This is a genomic window from Falsiphaeobacter marinintestinus, from assembly GCF_007923355.1.
GTDB classification, from domain to species: Bacteria; Pseudomonadota; Alphaproteobacteria; order Rhodobacterales; family Rhodobacteraceae; genus Phaeobacter_A; species Phaeobacter_A marinintestinus.
In genome coordinates, this window is sequence record NZ_VOGO01000002.1 from 334,552 (window position 1) to 352,374 (window position 17,823).

The 17,823-nt window shown below is 59.7% G+C and carries 15 protein-coding genes; 3 read left to right on the forward strand and 12 right to left on the reverse strand.

Features of this window, described 5'->3' with window-relative positions; translation table 11 throughout:
- Positions 1–2 precede the first annotated feature (2 nt).
- The 11 genes from FOY56_RS05945 to FOY56_RS05995 form a co-directional block, all read right to left on the reverse strand.
- The gene (locus tag FOY56_RS05945) at positions 3–908 is read right to left on the reverse strand and encodes a carbohydrate ABC transporter permease (protein ID WP_146344896.1); all 906 of its coding nucleotides are present in this window, start codon (positions 906–908) and stop codon (positions 3–5) included.
- A gap of 120 nt (positions 909–1,028) precedes the next feature.
- Positions 1,029–2,333, reverse strand: a complete 1,305-nt coding sequence (locus FOY56_RS05950) for an ABC transporter substrate-binding protein (RefSeq protein ID WP_146344897.1) — start codon at positions 2,331–2,333, stop codon at positions 1,029–1,031.
- A gap of 117 nt (positions 2,334–2,450) precedes the next feature.
- Positions 2,451–3,482: a LacI family DNA-binding transcriptional regulator gene (locus tag FOY56_RS05955; protein WP_146344898.1), complete on the reverse strand. Its 1,032-nt coding sequence runs from the start codon at positions 3,480–3,482 to the stop codon at positions 2,451–2,453.
- Between the two features lie 170 nt (positions 3,483–3,652).
- Entirely contained in the window at positions 3,653–4,378 is a 726-nt protein-coding gene (locus FOY56_RS05960; protein WP_146344899.1) for an SDR family NAD(P)-dependent oxidoreductase, read from the reverse strand.
- Positions 4,375–5,160, reverse strand: a complete 786-nt coding sequence (locus tag FOY56_RS05965) for a cyclase family protein (RefSeq protein WP_146344900.1) — start codon at positions 5,158–5,160, stop codon at positions 4,375–4,377. Before FOY56_RS05965 ends, FOY56_RS05960 begins: the two co-directional genes overlap by 4 nt.
- Positions 5,160–6,413, reverse strand: a complete 1,254-nt coding sequence (locus FOY56_RS05970) for an SDR family NAD(P)-dependent oxidoreductase (RefSeq protein WP_146344901.1) — start codon at positions 6,411–6,413, stop codon at positions 5,160–5,162. The genes FOY56_RS05965 and FOY56_RS05970 overlap by 1 nt, the downstream gene beginning before the upstream one ends.
- Positions 6,410–7,582: a thiolase family protein gene (locus tag FOY56_RS05975; protein ID WP_146344902.1), complete on the reverse strand. Its 1,173-nt coding sequence runs from the start codon at positions 7,580–7,582 to the stop codon at positions 6,410–6,412. Before FOY56_RS05975 ends, FOY56_RS05970 begins: the two co-directional genes overlap by 4 nt.
- Positions 7,579–9,201: an AMP-binding protein gene (locus FOY56_RS05980; protein WP_146344903.1), complete on the reverse strand. Its 1,623-nt coding sequence runs from the start codon at positions 9,199–9,201 to the stop codon at positions 7,579–7,581. The genes FOY56_RS05975 and FOY56_RS05980 overlap by 4 nt, the downstream gene beginning before the upstream one ends.
- A complete protein-coding gene (locus tag FOY56_RS05985) occupies positions 9,198–9,677 on the reverse strand; it encodes an aromatic-ring-hydroxylating dioxygenase subunit beta (protein ID WP_146344904.1) in 480 nt (159 codons plus the stop codon). Before FOY56_RS05985 ends, FOY56_RS05980 begins: the two co-directional genes overlap by 4 nt.
- Entirely contained in the window at positions 9,674–11,017 is a 1,344-nt protein-coding gene (locus FOY56_RS05990; protein WP_186766251.1) for an aromatic ring-hydroxylating dioxygenase subunit alpha, read from the reverse strand. The genes FOY56_RS05985 and FOY56_RS05990 overlap by 4 nt, the downstream gene beginning before the upstream one ends.
- An 11-nt stretch (positions 11,018–11,028) precedes the next feature.
- Complete coding sequence (locus FOY56_RS05995; RefSeq protein ID WP_146344906.1) at positions 11,029–11,964, reverse strand: PDR/VanB family oxidoreductase; 936 nt, start codon at positions 11,962–11,964, stop codon at positions 11,029–11,031.
- 218 nt (positions 11,965–12,182) lie between these two features.
- Between FOY56_RS05995 and FOY56_RS06000 the strand changes: the two genes are divergently transcribed.
- From FOY56_RS06000 to FOY56_RS06010, 3 genes are read left to right on the forward strand one after another with little or no spacing between them, the layout of a single operon-like run.
- Complete coding sequence (locus FOY56_RS06000; RefSeq protein ID WP_146344907.1) at positions 12,183–12,692, forward strand: MarR family winged helix-turn-helix transcriptional regulator; 510 nt, start codon at positions 12,183–12,185, stop codon at positions 12,690–12,692.
- A 16-nt stretch (positions 12,693–12,708) separates the two neighbouring features.
- Positions 12,709–14,859: a thiamine pyrophosphate-dependent enzyme gene (locus FOY56_RS06005; protein WP_146344908.1), complete on the forward strand. Its 2,151-nt coding sequence runs from the start codon at positions 12,709–12,711 to the stop codon at positions 14,857–14,859.
- Positions 14,856–16,415, forward strand: a complete 1,560-nt coding sequence (locus FOY56_RS06010) for an indolepyruvate oxidoreductase subunit beta family protein (RefSeq protein ID WP_146344909.1) — start codon at positions 14,856–14,858, stop codon at positions 16,413–16,415. The genes FOY56_RS06005 and FOY56_RS06010 overlap by 4 nt, the downstream gene beginning before the upstream one ends.
- A 413-nt stretch (positions 16,416–16,828) precedes the next feature.
- Here the strand turns inward: FOY56_RS06010 and FOY56_RS06015 are convergent, their stop codons facing one another.
- Positions 16,829–17,782, reverse strand: coding sequence for an SDR family oxidoreductase (locus FOY56_RS06015; protein WP_146344910.1), 954 nt, complete (start codon positions 17,780–17,782; stop codon positions 16,829–16,831).
- Positions 17,783–17,823: the final 41 nt, after the last annotated feature.

The following is a 17,823-nucleotide window of genomic DNA, read 5'->3' on the forward strand; positions in this document are numbered from 1 at the left end:
CCTTATGCGTCCAGGTTTTTGCCGACGATGCGCATCAGGAAGATCGCAACGATATTGGCAAGGATGATGGCATAGACCCCACCGGCGGATCCGAGCCCCACGTTCTGGCTTTCCAGCACACGCTGGAAGATCAGGTAGGACAACGTCCGGGTTCCAAACGCACCGCCTGTGGTCACGAAGATCTCGGCAAAGATCGCCAGCAGAAAGATGGTCTGGATCAGGATCACGATGGTAATCGCGCGACCCAGATGCGGAAGGATGATGTACCAGAACCGTTTCAGCACCGGGGCGCCATCCATTTCAGCGGCTTCCAGCTGTTCGCCGTCCAGCGATTGAATCGCGGTCAGCAAGATCAGCGTCGCAAAGGGCAGCCACTGCCAGCTGACGATCAGGATGATCGACGGCATGGCGGCCTCGGACAGGAAGGATATCGGTTCGGCACCGAAGAACCTCCACAGATGCGAAAACAGCCCGTTGTTGGGATCCATGAACATGTTCTTCCACACCAGCGCCGAAACGGTGGGCATGACAAAGAACGGGGCGATTACCAGAATTCGGACAAAGCCCTGGCCCCACATCGGCTGGTTCAGCAAGATCGCCAGCAAGATGCCAAAAACAACGGTCACAATCAGCACGCCACCGACAAGGATCAGCGTGGTGCTGACAGCGGGCCAGAAGGCGCTGGAGCTTACAAAACGGCCATAGTTGGCGAACCCGACCCAATCGAGACTGGGAAAGAAGGTAACCCAATCCCAACCGCTTTCGATTTGGTCGCCGCGCAGCGGCAGAAATTTCTTGAATGAGAAGATCAGTGTCAGACTAAGTGGCACCAGCATCCATACAAGCAGTAGGAAAACGGCAGGTGCCATCATCAATCGGGCAGCAGATCGGGAATGCTGAGTAGCCATTGGATACAACTTTCCTGTTGACGGCACCGCCGTCTTGGATCGACCGATAGTGATTAGGGAACTGTCTAGACAGTGAAGAGACAAGAGGCGGCGCGTGGGCCGCCTCTTGAATTGAAGCGCTTAGCGGTAGCCAGCGGCTTCCATTGCGTCGTTGGTCAGGGCTTGTGCCTTGGCCAGAGCTTCTTCGATGGTCTGCTGACCGGCGTAAGCTGCAGAGAACTCCTGGCTCACTTCAGTCGCGATGCCTGCAAACTCGGGGATCGCAGCGAACTGAACGCCAACGTAGGGGCTTTCGTTCACGGTCGAGTCGTTCGGATCAGCCGACAGGATCGAATCCAGGGTCATCTGAGCGAACGGCACCTTCTGGTACTCGGGGTTTTCGTACAGCGAAGTCCGGGCACCGGGAGGAACGTTTGCCCAACCTTCGCTGGCAGCAACCAGGTCGATATAGTCCGTGGATGTGGCCCATTCGATGAACTGCTTGGCTTCTGCTTCTTTCTGAGTGCCAGCTGGAACGGCCAGTGCCCATGCCCACAGCCAGTTGGAGTTTTTGCCCATGCCGGTGTTCGGCGCCAGAGCAAAGCCAACTTTGTCAGCAACAGTCGAATCGTCGGGGTTGGTCACGAACGAGGCCGCCACGGTGGCGTCGATCCACATGCCGCATTTGCCCTGCTGGAACAGCGACAGGTTTTCGTTGAAACCGTTGGTGGCGTAACCGGCCGGGCCGGATTCATCCATCATGCCCTTGAAGAAGGTCAGAGTGTTCTTCCACGGCTCCTGGTCAAAGGTCGCGCCCCAGTCCATGTCGAACCACTGTGCGCCGAACGAGTTGGACATCGCGGTGATGAACGCGCCGCCTTCACCCCAGCCGGCCTTGCCACGCAGGCAGATGCCGTTGATTTCCGCGTCACGATCGGTCATCGCCGCAGCCGCTTGACGGATGAAGTCCCAGGTCGGGGATTTTGGCATCTCAAGACCTGCTTTTTCCATCAGGTCGGTGCGATACATGATCATCGAGCTTTCGCCATAGAACGGAGCCGCATACAGCGTGCCGTCGTGGCTCAGGCCGCCTGCCATGGCAGGCAGGATGTCAGCCGCGTTGTACTCGGCGGACAGGTCATCCAGAGCAACGAGCCAACCATTGGCGCCCCAGATCGGGGTTTCGTACATACCGATGGTCATGATGTCGAACTGGCCACCCTTGGTGGTGATGTCCGTCGTCACGCGCTGACGCAGCACGTTTTCTTCGAGGGTGACCCACTCGACATCAATGCCGGTCGCGGCAGTGAATTTGTCGGTGTAGCCCTGCATACGGATCATGTCGCCGTTGTTCACGGTGGCAATGGTGATGGTTTCAGCAACTGCGCCGAACGCCCCCACCAACGACAACGCCGTCGCGGCATAAAGTGTGTTCTTAAGAGACATACCAGTCCTCCCTAGTATCTGGATGATGTGGTCCAGCGTACTGATCAGGGATACTCGAAGTCAAATAAAATTTAACGCGCGCAAAGAAAATCTTATTTTTTAAATAGTGCCAGATATTTAGGCGGAGTCCCTCATGACCAGTCTGCCGTCAAACAGGGTTTCTTCGCGCGCTGAAAGGCGTTCTTCCGATTCCATAACCCGGAAAAGCGTGTTCACAGCCCGGTCCGCAATCGATGTATAATCCTGTGCAATGGTCGTCAGCGGCGGGCAGGTAAACCGCGAAAACGGGTGGTCGTCATGCCCGGCTATCCGCATGGCGCAGTCTGCACCATGTCCGACCCGAATGCCCAAACCGTATGCCGCCGACAGCATCCCGATCGCCAGACGGTCGTTGCTGCACAGGATCGTGTTGGTCGGGAACACCTTTTCAGCCAGCATCCGCCCGCCTTCCTGGCTGCCGATTTCTTCAAAGTTCCAGCCTTCACCATCGGCCTGAAAGATATGCGCCTCATGCCCCTGACGGGCCATGCTGTCCAGATAGGCCTGACGGCGTTTGTTGGCGTTCGGATTTGATGGTGATTTCATTTCAAACAGGCAGGGCGGTTCGCCGCTGCGGCAGAGATAGTCGACCATCAGGTCAATGCTTTGGAAATTGTTCGTTCCAATGAACGCCTCGCCCGCGTCTTCGATATTGGCGTCAAACAACACCAAAGGCACGTCTTTGCCGAACGCGCAGATGGCGTCTTTGTCAGAGGCCCGCCCGAACGGTGCCAAAAGAACGCCTGCCGGTTTCAGCGAGCGCAGAGACTCAAGATTGTCGGTCTCATGCTCAAGCGATCCATGTGAGCTTAGCAGGATCGGGCTGTACCCGGCGTCGATACAGGCCAGCTCAACCGCGCGACCGATCTCGGTGAAAAACGGGTCGGCAAGGAACGGAACAACGATGCCGATGTTCTTGGTCTTCCGCCGGTTCTGGTTCATCGCATAGACGTTCGGGCGATAGTCGTGCTGTTCCAGCGCCATTTCGATACGTTGACGGGTCGTGCGCCGAACGCTGTCGGGATCATTGAAGAACTTGGACAACGTCGGTCGGGATATCCCGCTCACCGACGCGAATTCTTCCATGTTTCGGATCTTTCGTTGACTCATTCTTTCCCCGTGATGCCAAAACAATACGCGCGCCAATCATTCAAACTTTACGCTAGCGAAACTGTCAATCCGACGTCAACCCCAAGGTCACTATTGAGTGCCCCAGAAGTGCGTGGCGTAACGGTCGGGCCGTATGTGGTTCGAATGGAAGCAATAACTGGGTGCGGCTGTCAGATTTGCAACGTCCCGACACTGGCGCCGCCGCATACATACAAAGTCTGCCCGGTGACAAAGCCGTTGTCAGGATGACAGAAGAACAGGAAGGCGTTGGTCACGTCGCGCACTTCACCCAGTCGTTTGACCGGGATACGGGCGGCGAGCGCGGCTTCTGCGTCGCTGTCTTTTTCGACGATACCCCAGAAATTGTCAGTTCGGACAGGGCCGGGGGCGACGACGTTTACTGTGATGCCATGCGGTGCCAGCTCCAGCGACCAGGTTCGGGCCATGCCGATGATCCCGGCCTTGGTCGCGGAATAGGCGGTGCGCGTCGGCACACCCAGTGCGGCGCGGGAGGAATTGAACAAGACGCGGCCAAACTGACGTTCTTTCATCGCCGGTAGAAACGCCTGCAACAACAGCAAAGGCGCGCCCAAGTGCAGTTGCGCCAGACCGGTGATATCCTCGGGCTTGGCCTGTTCCAGCAGGTTCGGCCAGATCAGCCCGGCATTGTTGATCAGGTGCGTCACCTGGTGGCGGCTGGCAATGTCGGCTGCTGCTGCTGTGACCTCATCGGGTTTCAAAAGGTCAGCTTCGACGCTTTCCAACATCGGATGCGCAAATTCGGGCGCATGGCGCGCGACCGAGATCACGCGATACCCGTTATCCAGCAGTGCCCGCGCCAGATCTGCGCCAATGCCCTTGTTTCCGCCGGTGATCACGGCTGTCAGATCGGTCATGTCGCGTCCTTTCCGACCATGGCGAGCACGCGAAGCGGGCTGCCAGTGCCGTTCTTGATTTTCAAAGGCGCCGCCATCAGTACAGCGCCGGTCGGCGGCAGCTGGTCCAGATTGCTGAGGCACTGCAGCCCGTATTTTCCCGCGCCATGCAGGGTGAAATGCGCCGGGTAGGGCGGCGACAAATGCATGCCCTGACCGGCATCCGTGCCAACCGTTTCCGTGCCGAACCCGCGAATGTTGCGCTCTTCCACCAGAAAACGGATGCCATCGCCGGATGGCCCGGGAGAATGCGCGCCGTCTTCGCGCATGTTCAGATAGGGCGCGCCGCTGCGTTTGGACCAGTCCGTACGCATCAACACCCACGCGTCTTCGGGGATCCGGCCATGTTGATCTTCCCATGCCCGGATGAAATCGGGGTCCATCGTGAAATCTTCGTCTTCGGTGGCTTCGGCAGAGCAATCGATGACAACAACCGGGCCGACAAACATATCGACCGGTATTTCATCCACCGCGTTCAGCGGTACGTCGCGGCCGGAAATCCAGTGGTTGGGCGCGTCAAAATGGGTGCCGGTGTGTTCGGACATGGTGATGTTGTGCCATTTCCACGCCGGACCGCGATGATCATAGGCGCTGATTTCTTCCATCCGGAACCGGGCGCACTGGCCAAATTCGGGTGGCAGGATGATGACAGGAAAATCGGGGTCCAGCGTGTGGGTCAGGTCAACGACCTTGACCGAGCCATCGGCCAAAGCCTGCGCCAGTTGTATCAGAGCATCGGACATCAGCCTTGCCCTCCGCCGGTCATTTCGCGTTCCAGGATCTTGGGATTCTGCAAAAACCGCTCGTGCATGTCCTTGGCAACGTCACCGCACCAGACATCTTCCAGACCGTCGCGCAGGCCGCCGATGACGGACCGCGCGATGGCCTGCGGCGTGACCTTGGGCGGTGGGACGGGTTGAAACCAGCTGTCTTCGGTGGGGCCGGTAAAGACGTTCATCACGCGCAGCCCCGACGGGCGAAACTCGGCCCGCAGGTTCTGGCTGAGCGAATAGGCGGCCGCATTTGACGCCGAGAAACAGCCGAATTCGGCATTGTTGGACAAAGACCAGGCCGAGAGGATGTTGACCCATGCCACAGCCGAGTTCACGCCATCCGCCGCGCGTCCGCACATGGCCGGGCCAAAGGCCTGCGCAAGTCGCAACAGGCCCAGATAGTTCACTTCCATCTCGTCCCGGGCAAAGGCCACGTCGCCCCGTGCCAAGGCACCGCCGGGGCGGATGAAGCGGGCGTTGTTGATCAGAATGTCGGTCTTACCGCCGTATTCCCCCGCCATCCGCTGGACCGAGCTTGTGTCCGTCACGTCCATCTGCAGAAACTCGATCCCGCCGATGCCCTCCAGCGCCTTGCGCCCGGGGTAGGGGCGCCAGCTTTCGGCTTCGGCCACGAAGATCATCGAAGCGCCGGCCTGTTTCAACGCCGCCGCCAACGCAGGCGCGTTGGGGTTGCGGGCATCGGTGATCAGGGCGCGTCGATGTTTCGGATCGCTGGTCATGGCGCGCAGTTGCGGGTCGTCTTCCATAACGGGTGTCCTTTCTTCGGGGACGGCCAGCAGGACAGCCTGACCCGAGCGGTCCAACCTGTTCCAGATCACCACTCGGCCATTGCGGTCGCAATCGTTGTGCACGTGGCACAGGATCACCGGGCCTGCGTCCAGTTGCACAGATCCGGTCCGCCACGGCGCGCGTTCGCGGAAATAGAGGTTCACCGAGGTCCGGATGGTGGTTTCGGCCAGCAACGTGCCGGATGGCGACACATCGCGCCACGGCAGGTCGGTCGACAAGCAGCCCGAACAGGCATCGCGTGGCGGATACTGAACCTTGCCGCATTCGGCGCAGGCTTGCAGGGCAAAGCGGCCTTCAGCGGCAGCGGCACTGAGCCCCAGACTGGCGCGGCTGCGCATCCCCGGTGGCTGCGTCGGGCTGACGGTGCGTTTCTGCGGATCCTTGCGGGGTGGGGGCGTGAGCGGCGTGGTCATGCGGTCTCCGACGTGATGATGGCAGCCGAAGAACAGACGCCGCGGTCATAATTGATCATGCCGAACCCGGACACCATGGTGCGGCGCGCGTCCGCCACCTGCGTCGGGCCAGCGGTGCCGGTGACCTGCCGGATGGCTTCGACCAAACCGATGAACCCGCCCGCAGCGCCTGCCTGACCTGCGGAGAGCTGACCTCCGGACGTGTTATGCGGGAAGTCCCCGGTGATGGTCAGATCATGGGCGCGGACAAATGCGGCGGCGTCGCCTTTGGCGCAGAACCCCAGGTCTTCGATCTGCATCATCGAGATCACCGGGTAGTCGTCATAGGTTTGTAGCAGGTCAATGGTGTCAGGGGTCGTGCGCGCCTGTTCATAGAGTTCGTCGATGTCCATAACCCAGCCGCCGCGCAACTGGATCGGGTCGTCCGGAAACGCATTGTGCCGCTCGATCGCGCCTGCGATGCGGGCAAAGGGCAGGTTGCGTTTCACGGCCTCATCCTCGGTCATGACCAGAAACGCTTCGGACCCGGCGCAGGGCATGACACAGTCAAACAGGGCGATCGGGTCGGCGATGGGGCGGGCTGCCATGTAGTCGTCCAACGACAGCGGTTTCTTCATCACCGCGCCCGGATTTTTCAAAGCATTGGCCCGTTGGGCGATGCAGATCCGCCCGAAATCTTCGCGGGTTGCGCCATAGGTCTGCATGTAACGGTCTGTCAGCAGGGCGAAGTTCGCGTTCGGCCCGCCATAGCCATAGGGGTAAGACGCATCCATCGCAAAACGCGAAAAGCTGGACAGCATATTGCGGAAACTGTCGATGTGGTTGGTATCACCGGCGACGCAAGCCACGATATCGGCGTCTCCGGCCTGAACTGCGCGGGCGGCTCGACGCAGGGCCACCACGCCCGAAGCACCACCCATCGGGATATGGTCCAGCCAACGCGGGCATAGGCCCAGATGCTGGGTCAGGCCGACAGCGGTGTCGGGAAACAGGGTAAAGCTGGCCACGCTGAACCCGTCGAGATCGCCGGGTTTCAAACCTGCCGACTGCAGTGACCCCCGCAGCGCACGCGCGATCCACCAATGGGCGGTTTCGATAGAATAGCGCTGATAGGGTTCGGAATAGGGCGCGACCAGTACGACGCCGTCATAGGACTGACGGCGGCTCATGCGGTTTGCCGTTTCTTGAAGCGCGTCATGTCATGGGCGCACCCGTCTTCCAGAAGCGATTTTGCCAGGGTTTTCATCGAGGCGCGCTGGATCTTTTGCGTGGCCGTCAGCGGCAGTTCATCGACAAAGGCGATGTACCCCGGAACCTTGTAATAGGCCATTTGCTCCAGTCCCCATCGGGCGATCTGCTCTGCCAGTTTGGCCGAAGGATCATCAACAATCAGGCAGGCAAACACTTCGTCACCGCGCAGGGCGTCAGGCACCGGGGCCACGGCGGCGGCTTTGATCCTGGGGTGTTTCATCAGCACGGATTCCACGTCAACGGCAGCGATGTTTTCGCCAGACCGCCGGATCATGTTTTTCTTGCGGTCGACAAAATAGAGGCGGCCCTGATCATCGGCGCGCACCAGATCGCCTGTATGAAACCAGCCGCCCTCCCAAGCCTCAGCTGTGGCGTCCGGGTTCTTGTAGTAATGCGAAAAGAAGCCCCGGCGCGGATCATCTCCGGCGCGGCGCACCAACAATTCGCCGGGCGTGTCTGTCTGGGCATCGTTGCCTGCGTCATCAATGATGCGGGTTTCAACTTCGGGCTCGGGCTTGCCGAGGCAGGCTTTGCCAATCAGCCGGTCAGGTGTATGGGCCGAAACAACGGCGCCCGCGCCGGTTTCGGTCATCGCCCAGCCTTCGATCACCGGAAATCCGAAGCGGGTCTCAAACGCGGCCTGCAATTTTGGGTCGATCCCTGCGCCAAATCCGAACCGAATGGAATGTGTGCGATCTTGCGGGTCTGCAGGGGCCGTCATAAGCATGGAGGGCATGACGCCCAGATAGTGCAGACAGGTCGCGCCAGAGTCCCGCACGCTGGCCCACCATGTGCTCGGATGGAACCGGTCCAGCGGGATCAGGCAGCCGCCGACCGCAATCATTGCCATGAAAGAACAGGCCATCGCGTTCATGTGGAAGATCGGCAAGGGGGTGATCATCCGCTCGCCATCGGTGTTGAGCGCACCGATACCACCCATCTGGGCATACCATTCGCCAGCCATCAGAAAGTACGTGTTGGCCAACACGCAGCCCTTGGGCTTGCCGGTGGTTCCCGAGGTATAAAGCACGGCCGCTTCCAGCGCGGGGCCGTCCTGAGCCTCGCCAACACCAGCATCAGAACGCGGGGCAGGCGGGGTTTCCTCCGGGCCAACGACAGTCAGGTCGATGCCCGCCGCTTTGGCCGCCGTGCGCAATTCAGCCTGACGAGCCGGGATTGCGATGATCAGCGCGGGTTCGGAGTGCCCGATCAGATACTCCAGCTCGCTTGCGCGCAGATCCGGGTTGATCGGCACCACAGATGCGCCCAACCGGTTGAACGCCAGCCAGATCAGGAAGAAGTCAGGCCGGTTTTCCATCAACAGGGCGATCCGCATTCGCGGGCCGTACCCTGCCGCCTGATACCTGTCGCTGAGTGCGTTGACCCGCGTCAGGGCTTCGCCATAGGTCAGCTCCATGGACGGGATGCCGTAGATATCGGCGGTTTCCTCTAACGTGCACAGCATCGGCCGGTCAGGCCAGGTTTGCGCCGTGGCTTCAAACGCCGCGTAAACTGTTGGGTGCTGTGTCAGGGTCATGGCAGTAACTGGATGTTTCCGAAGGCCGCGTCCGAGTTCAGCAAGTCGACCCGCTTGTTGGCGATCTTCAACTGCCCGTCGACCAGATTCAATTCGTGGGTTGCGGTCAGCGCCAGCAGGAACTGCTCATCCAGCCGGGTTTCGACGTAGTGCATTGACGTGTTGGTGACGAACCGACCCGCCTCTGGATCGAACTCATCAACAAACGGGCGCTGGATCACATGGTGGCAGCGGCTTTTGGGTTTCTGGCTGAAGGTGCGTTCCCCGTTCAAGCGTTCGACCCGTAACCGGCGCATGAAATCGTCCTCATGCAGAAGCGAGGTCATGTCATGCGGATTGTCCTGCTTGTAATCCAGCGGCATCCAGTAAAACCCGTCGGCCAACCAAAGGTCCAGCCATTCGGTAAACCGGCCTTCGTCCAGCATCCGGGCTTCGTCATAGATGAAATCGATGACGTCGTCGCGTGTGACAGTCATTCTGCGGCCTCCTGCGAGGAGGTCATCGACATGGTCATGAACTTGGACCACGCGTGCATCTGGTTGCGCATCTGGCGTTCGGTGGTGCCGTTTTCGACCGCTTCTTCGTCAAAATCCTCATCCTCGACATGCAGGCGCTGGATGTTGATCCATTCGAGACCGTCCACATGCAGACCTTCCTGCGCGCGTTCGTACATTTCCAGATCGTCATGGCCGACGATAGAGGTTGGCGCATTGATCAACCGGTTATACATCGCCGTGCGTTCCAGCAGGATGTCGGGCGCGCCCACCAGACGATAGATATAGCTTTCGACCAGCGTCTTGTCGGGCCCCATCGGGATGAAATTGCGCAACTGCTGGATCGGGCCCTTGATCATGATGTTGGGCCAATAGACCGTGTTGTGCCGGCTTTCGCCAAGGATCTGACCCGCGCGTTCTTCGCCATAGGTTTCGACCATCGCATCCCAGTATTCAGGCGCCATCGAGTAATCGGAATGGATCGAATGATGCACGCCGGTGTGTCCGTGCCCGTTGGGCCATGTGCGGATGCCCATTTCTTCGAAGAATTCGTAGGGTGACATGAAGGGCGCGATGATCTCCATCGCCATCGGTTTTGGCTTATCCTCGGGCCAGTTCGCCTGTTCGAACAACCGCACGGCGGTCCCGGCCGAGCTTTCATGCGCAACCATCGGGTGGCAAGTGTCGGTCTGGTTGTCGACCAGCATCTTCCAGTTGCAGTTGTGCATATAGCGCAGCGGAGGACCGGCAACTTCAAGCCGCCCTTCGGGTGAGCGGTCGACCATATTATCGAGTGAGCTCAGCGAATTGCCAAAGTATTCGTCAAATCCGATCCCGTCTTGGGCCAGCCGTGCAAAGACAAACCCGCGATGGTTCTTGACCGCACCGACGGGCTTCATGCCGTGGCTGGCTTCGCCCTCTTTGAAATCAGTCTCGGCATAGCCTTTTTTGAGCGGGATGGCGAGCAGGCAGCCGTTGGTCTTGAAGCTCCACGCGTGATAGGGGCAGCGAAAGAACTTGCCGGTGTTGCCTGACCGATCGATGGCGATTTTGGTGCCCTTGTGCGGGCAGCGATTGAGCAGAACGTAGATTTCGTTATCCGAATGGCGCACCATGATGACCGGCTGGGTGCCGATCTGTGTGGTGATATAGTCGCCCTTTTTTGGCGTCTGGCTGTCATGGCCGACGAACACCCACGTGTTGGCAAACAGGTGCTTCATCTCAAGGTCAAAGATTTCCCGATCGACATAGGTGTCGCGATGTACCTGATGAGGCTGCACAAGCGCTGCCACGGCGGCGGGGTTGTCGGTGTATCGTCCCATATCCAGCCTTTCTAAAGATCCAGTACAAGCCGCGCCGATTTGGCCCGGCTGACGCAGATTTGCATGACCTTGCCTGACGCCCGCTCGGCATCAGACAGGACCACGTCGCGATGGTCGGGCGTGCCGCTGATCACATCGGTCTGACAGATGCCGCAATCGCCCCGGGCGCAATCATACATAACATCGACGCCTTCGGCTTCGAGAACTTCGATGATGGTTTTATCCGCCGGGATGGTAAACACCTGCCCACTGTCGGCGATTTCGACTTCGAACGGGGTGTCGCCGACGTGGGTGGCGGGCGAGGTGAACAATTCAAAGTGAATCTGATCCTTTGCGAACCCAGCGGATTCGGCCCGCTCGCGCACGGCTTCGATCATGCCTTTGGGGCCGCAGCAGAAAATGTGGGTCTCCGGCGTGGCAGAGGCGATCAGGGTCTGAAGGTCGATCTGATTGGTGTCGTCGAACCAGAAGGTGAGGTGGGGGCCAAACGTGGTCTCCAAAGTTTCTCGGAACGGGCAGATACCGGCGCTGCGCGCGGCAACATGAAACTGGAAGGGCGCGTTCCGTGCGGCCAGTTGCGTGGCAAAGGAAATGATCGGAGTCACGCCGATGCCGCCCGCGATCAGCAGGCGTGGTGTGTCACCCTCATTCAGCTTGAAATCGTTGATCGGGCCGCTGGCCTTAAGTGTGTCGCCGACGGTCAGCCCGTGCATTGCCTGCGATCCGCCATCGCCGTCGTCTTCGCGTTGCACGGCGATTGTGAAGGTGTCCGTGTTCCCGGGCCAGTCGATCAGTGAATAGGATCGCTCACCAACATTGGGGATCTGGAAATCGAGATGCGCGCCGGGATCATGCGCGGGAAGCGGGGTATTGTCGGCCACCAACAGGTCAAACTGGCGCACGCGGTCTGTCACGTCGGTGATGCTGGTTATCTTGTACGTCTGCATATTACACTCCCACCGGCATAAGCTTGCATTTGCATGTACATGCCGTCAAGGCTGCGCTTTCATTCAAATGAGAAACATCATTTACCAACGGTCACAGTGTTTGATGCCCGGCCAGGTTGTCGACACCGCATCACTAAATAACTTGCAAATGCATGTAAAAGAGTCAGTATTGCAAAAGGCGTCATCCGATGCGCCGTTGTTCAGGGAACAGATGTTTCATGGCTCAATCGCTCTCAAATGCTGCAAATGACGGGGTCGATCCAGTCACCGAACTGCCGATTCAGGAACTGGGTGAGATCGGCCTGAATACCTTTGCGCCGTATCTGATGAACCGGATCATGGGGCGGTATAATGACGATTTGCGGCGCCAGATGTCGTCGCTGGGGCTGTCCACGCCCAAGATGCGCGCGCTCGCGATCCTGTCTGTGATTGGCGGTCTGCAAATGTCGCGTCTCAGCGTGTATGCCGTGGTCGAACAATCAACCCTGTCACGTTCGCTGGACGCGTTGGAAGCAGACGGGCTGGTGCGGCGGGAAACCGACCCGGACGACCAGCGGGTCAGCCGGATTTTCATCACCCGCGAGGGGCGCGAAACCTTTGCGCAGATCTGGCCACATATGGAGGCCGGGTATCAGGCGATGTTTGATGGCGTTTCGGATGCCGAGCGCAGCGTGTTCGTCGCCACCCTGCAAAAGATCCTGACCAACGTGCGCCAGCACGACTTCTGAAAGGAACCCGGAACAGATGGCCGAACGGTCTTTCACAAAAGAAGTTCAGCAACTGCGCATGGGGGCCGGTGAGACGTTCACCGGCGAGGGTATTCTTGCGATCACCAAGGCTTTGCTGGAAAGCGGCGTCGGATATGTCGGAGGCTATCAGGGCGCGCCGATTTCGCATCTGATGGATGTGCTCGCCGATGCCGAGGACATCCTGGGCGAACTGGGCGTTCGGTTCGAGGCCAACGCGTCTGAAGCCGCTGCAGGGGCCACTCTGGCGGCGTCAGTCCACTATCCAATCCGTGGGGCTGTGACCTTCAAAGGGCCCGTCGGGGTTAACGTGGCCTCGGACGCTTTGGCCAACCTCGCGTCGTCGGGTGTGACAGGCGGGGCAATGGTGATCCTGGGCGAAGACTACGGCGAAGGATCTTCGATCATGCAGGAGCGCAGCCACGGTTTTGCGATGAAGTCGCAGATCTGGCTGCTGGATCCGCGCCCGAACCTACCGTCCATCGTCGACATGGTGAAACAGGGTTTTGAGCTGTCCGAGGCGTCGAATACGCCCGTCATGCTGATGGTGCGCATCCGTGCCTGCCATGTCACCGGGGCGTTCGAGGCCAGCGACAATCAGCGGCCCACCTTGTCAGTGGCCGACGCTTTGGCCAACCCGCAGCGTAATTTTGAACGGGTTGTGCTGCCGCCATATTCCTACATCCACGAACAGGAAAAAATCACCAAACGTCTGCCTGCGGCACGGGCCTATATCCGCGACCACGGGCTGAACGAACGCTTTGGTCCCGAAACCGGCAAGGTCGGTCTGGTCATTCAGGGCGGCATGTACAATGGCGTGATCCGTGCGCTTCAGCGACTTGGGCTGGCAGATATCAGCGGCCAGACCGCCATCCCGCTATACGTGATGAACGTCACCTATCCGGTTGTTCCGGATGAGTTTCTGGACTTTGCCAACGGTGTTTCGTCGCTTCTGATCGTCGAAGAAGGCCAGCCTGAATTCATCGAACAGGCTTTTTCGGCTGAACTGTTTCGCGCCGGTCGAACCCTGCCGGTGCATGGCAAAGACGTGTTCCCGATGGCGGGCGAATATACGGGCGCGGTCATGCTGGATGCGATCACCGAATGCCTGAAACTGGAAGCCCCCGAACTGTTGCCGGGCCCGGTTCGCGCGCCCAATGCAGAACTGCCCCAGATCCCTGATCTGACCCCCATAGTGCCGGTGCGCCCGCCCGGATTTTGTACCGGATGCCCGGAACGCCCGATCTTTGCCGCCATGAAGCTTGTCGAAGAAGATCTGGGTCAACATCAGATCTCTGGTGATATCGGGTGCAATCTGTTCTCGGCCCTGCCGCCGTTCGAGATCGGGGGGCAGACCATGGGGTATGGGCTTGGCCCGGCGTCAAACGCAGCGTTCAGCGGCGGCGGCGAAAAGCGCGCGATTTCGTTTCTGGGCGATGGCGGGTTCTGGCACAACGGGTTGACCAGTTCGATCGGCAACATGGTTTACAACAAATCCGACGCGGTCGCGGTTATCATCGACAACTATTATTCCGCCGCCACAGGTGGGCAGGATGTGTTGTCGTCGCGGGCTGACAATGCGTCCCGATCCACCAACAACTCTATTGCTGACGCGGTGCGCGGCATCGGCGTGAAATGGGTGCGCGAGCTGGACGATACCTATGACGTCGGCAAGATGCGCGCCACGCTGAACGAGGCTTTGACGACGCCTTATGACGGACCCAAGGTGATCATCGCGTCCTCGGAATGCATGCTGAACAAACAGCGCCGCGAGCGCCCGTTGCGCAATGCTGCGATCCGGGATGGGCGGCGGGTCGATGTGCCAAGGTTTGGCGTTGATGAGGACGTTTGCACCGGAGATCACGCCTGTATGCGCCTGTCGGGCTGTCCTTCTCTCAGTCTTAAAACACTGGACGATCCGCTGCGCGACGACCCGGTTGCCAGTATTGATCACACCTGTGTCGGATGCGGAAACTGCGGCGAAGTTGCCGATGCGGCGATCCTGTGCCCGTCTTTTTATCGCGCTGATGTGGTGCATAATCCGAGCGGTCTGGAACGCTGGATGGCCGACCGACGGGCCGGGGTGCGCAGCTGGCTGCAAGCCCGCCGTGATCGCAAGCGGCTCAGTTTTTCGGGGGCCACAGAATGAACGTGCAATCGCTTGGCATCGCGCCCGCCGACGCCGATACATCGCGGGCCATTCTGAAAGTGGTCATCATGGCCGTAGGCGGGCAGGGCGGCGGTGTGCTGAGCGGCTGGATCGAGGCTGCGGCCCGTCTGGATGGGCGCGCGGTGCAGATGACTTCGGTTGCCGGTGTCGCGCAACGCACGGGTGCCACGATCTATTACATCGAAATCGCGCCGGAAGGGTCGGACATCCCGGTCTTTTCGCTTGCTCCGGCGGCGGGTGACGTCGACGTGCTGATTGCGGCGGAAATGATGGAAGCCGGACGGGCGATCCAACGCGGTTTCGTCACCCCGGACCGGACCACTCTGATTGCCTCGACACACCGGGCGCTGGCCGTGTCGGAAAAGGTCGTGCCGGGGGATGGGGTTGCGCAGTCGGATGCGGTGCGCGGCGCCGCCGAAATCGCCTCCGCCCGGTTGATCATGGCGGATATGGAGGGGCTGGCCGTGTCGGCGGGGTCGGTGATCTCGGCCAGCTTGCTGGGCGCTTTGGCGGCCTCAGGCGCGCTGCCTTTCGCGCGCGAGACCTATGAAACCGCCATCAGGAACGCGCAAAAAGGCGTCGACGCGAGCCTTGCGGCATTCGCAGCAGGGTTTGATGCGGCGCTGGCCGATCCGGACGGTACACTGGCGTCACCAAAGCCAAGTGCCAGCACACAGCCACAGGGCCCGGATGCGCTGATTGACAAATGGCAGGCGTTGGTTGCGCGTGTGGCCGGGTATCCCGGACCAATCCAAGACATCACAATGGCCGGGCTTAGAAAGGTCGTTGAATTTCAGGACGCAGACTATGGGGCGACCTATCTGGACCGGTTTGAAACGATCCTGGCTTTGGAGGGCGCGCACGCAGACCCGGTTCTGAGTCAGGAGGCCGCCAAACACATCGCGAACGCCATGGCCTATGATGATGTCATCGGCGTGGCCGACAAAAAGACCCGGCAATCCCGGTTCGACCGGATTGACACCGAAATGCGCCAGACCAACACCCAGGTGATGCAGTTGACCGAATACATGCACCCACGTGCCGAGGAAATCGTCGGCCTGATGCCGGCGCGGCTGGGACACTGGGCCGGGGCACGCCCAAAGGTGATGGGTGGTGTCGACTGGCTGTTCAACCGGGGGCGGCGGATCCGTTCTGACGGCATCATCGGGTTTGGCATGCTTTATGCCGTCGCGGGGCTGCGCCGGTTTCGCCTTGGCTCGCTCCGACACGCGATAGAGGTTGAGCATATCGAAAGCTGGCTGGAGCGGGTGCGCGAAACCGCAGACCGCGACTATGCGCTGGCGGTCGAAATCGTCAAATGCCGTCGGCTGATCAAGGGCTATTCCGATACACATGCGCGTGGGCTGTCCAAGTTTGACCGCGTTCTGGCGGGGGCCGATCTGGTTAATGGCCGGGATGACGCCGCCGACTGGGTTCGCCGCCTGCGCGAGGCCGCGCTTCAGGATGAAGCGGGGACAGCCTTGGATGGTGCGATGGAGACCGTGCACAGTTTTACTGAGACATCTGACCTGTAAACCGACGCAGGGCGTGACCAAAGCTGCCCCACATACCGGTCTTTGGTTAGATGGTTCTGATGGTCCGGACTGAGGGATAAAGCCGGCTTATGCATTTGCAGCCATTGCTGACGCAGCATTTCGTTGCAATCGCAGAAAGTTTACCACTGCAATGGAGCCCGTGTCGTCCAAGCAATCGTTCGATGCGCCCAAACCCGGTGGACTGCAAGCCAACCTTTCGCCGCGCTAGACATCAGCGCCGCGCTGTCCGCTCAGTATCGTGGTTGAACAAGTGACTGATGTCTGACGGCATGTACCTCTGGAATCGCCGTAGATGCACTGGGCTGGTCTGAGCTCAAGCCAACAGATTGCTGCAATGCGACCCATGTCAGTTTCAGGGAGGAGCCTTGGTAGCGGCATCGCTCTTGGTCAGATCAAAGCTTCCAGTCAAACCCGGTTGCTCCTTCGGATGCTTGCCACAGCTTCGTCATGACCGGCTTGTCATAAGCGTGGGGGTTCAGTGTGCCCTTGCCGACCGGACCGACAGCTTCCATCCGACCTGTCGGTCCATAGAGGGCGCGTTGATCCGTCAAGGCCTCTTCGGTCGCGCACATGACCTCGGGATAAGATCCTTGCTCTGCGGTCTGAACCATCGGTGTCTTGGTCATAAGCCACCAGATGAACCTCATCGTCCGGCTGCCGCTGGTTGTGATGAGGGACGTCGCTGAGGAGCCGGGGTGGCAGACATAGACTTCGACATCGGTTCGCCCGGCGGCTGCCAGCCTATCCTGCAATTCGTAAGCGAACATCATTTGCGCAAGCTTGCTTTGTGAATAGGCGGTGTTCGGGCTATAGCCCTCATTCCAGTTCATGTCGTCGAACTTGATCGTCTTCAGCCCCATGTTGTAGCCTAGGCTGGCCACGACAACGATCCGGCCCTTGGATTTCGCGATCCGGTCAAACAGCAGACCGCAAAGCAGGAAATGACCGTAATGGTTCGTGCCAAGCTGGCTTTCGAACCCATCAACAGTCAGTTTGCGCGTCGGCACCTGGGCTATAGCGGCGTTGCAGATCAGCGCGTCGATCCGGAGGAAATTCTGCAGCACCTCTGATGCAGCTTCGCGCACGCTGGCGAGAGCGGCGAGGTCCATGCGAACGAAACTCACATCGGCCCGGTCCCCGAATTCTGTCTTCAGTTGCGCGACCGCCGCCTTGGACTTCTCAACCGAGCGGTTCAGCATTACCACCTTCGCACCTTTTTTGAGCAGCGTCCGCGCCGCCTGAAATCCGGCGCCTGAATTGGCGCCTGTGATCAGGTAGGTCTTGCCATCAAGCTTGCCTAGGCGGTCGGGGGTCCAGCCTTTCGATCCGAAAGTGGTGTCTGGCATTGTCATTCTCCGGTTGGCATCGGCATACAAGCCGCACGATA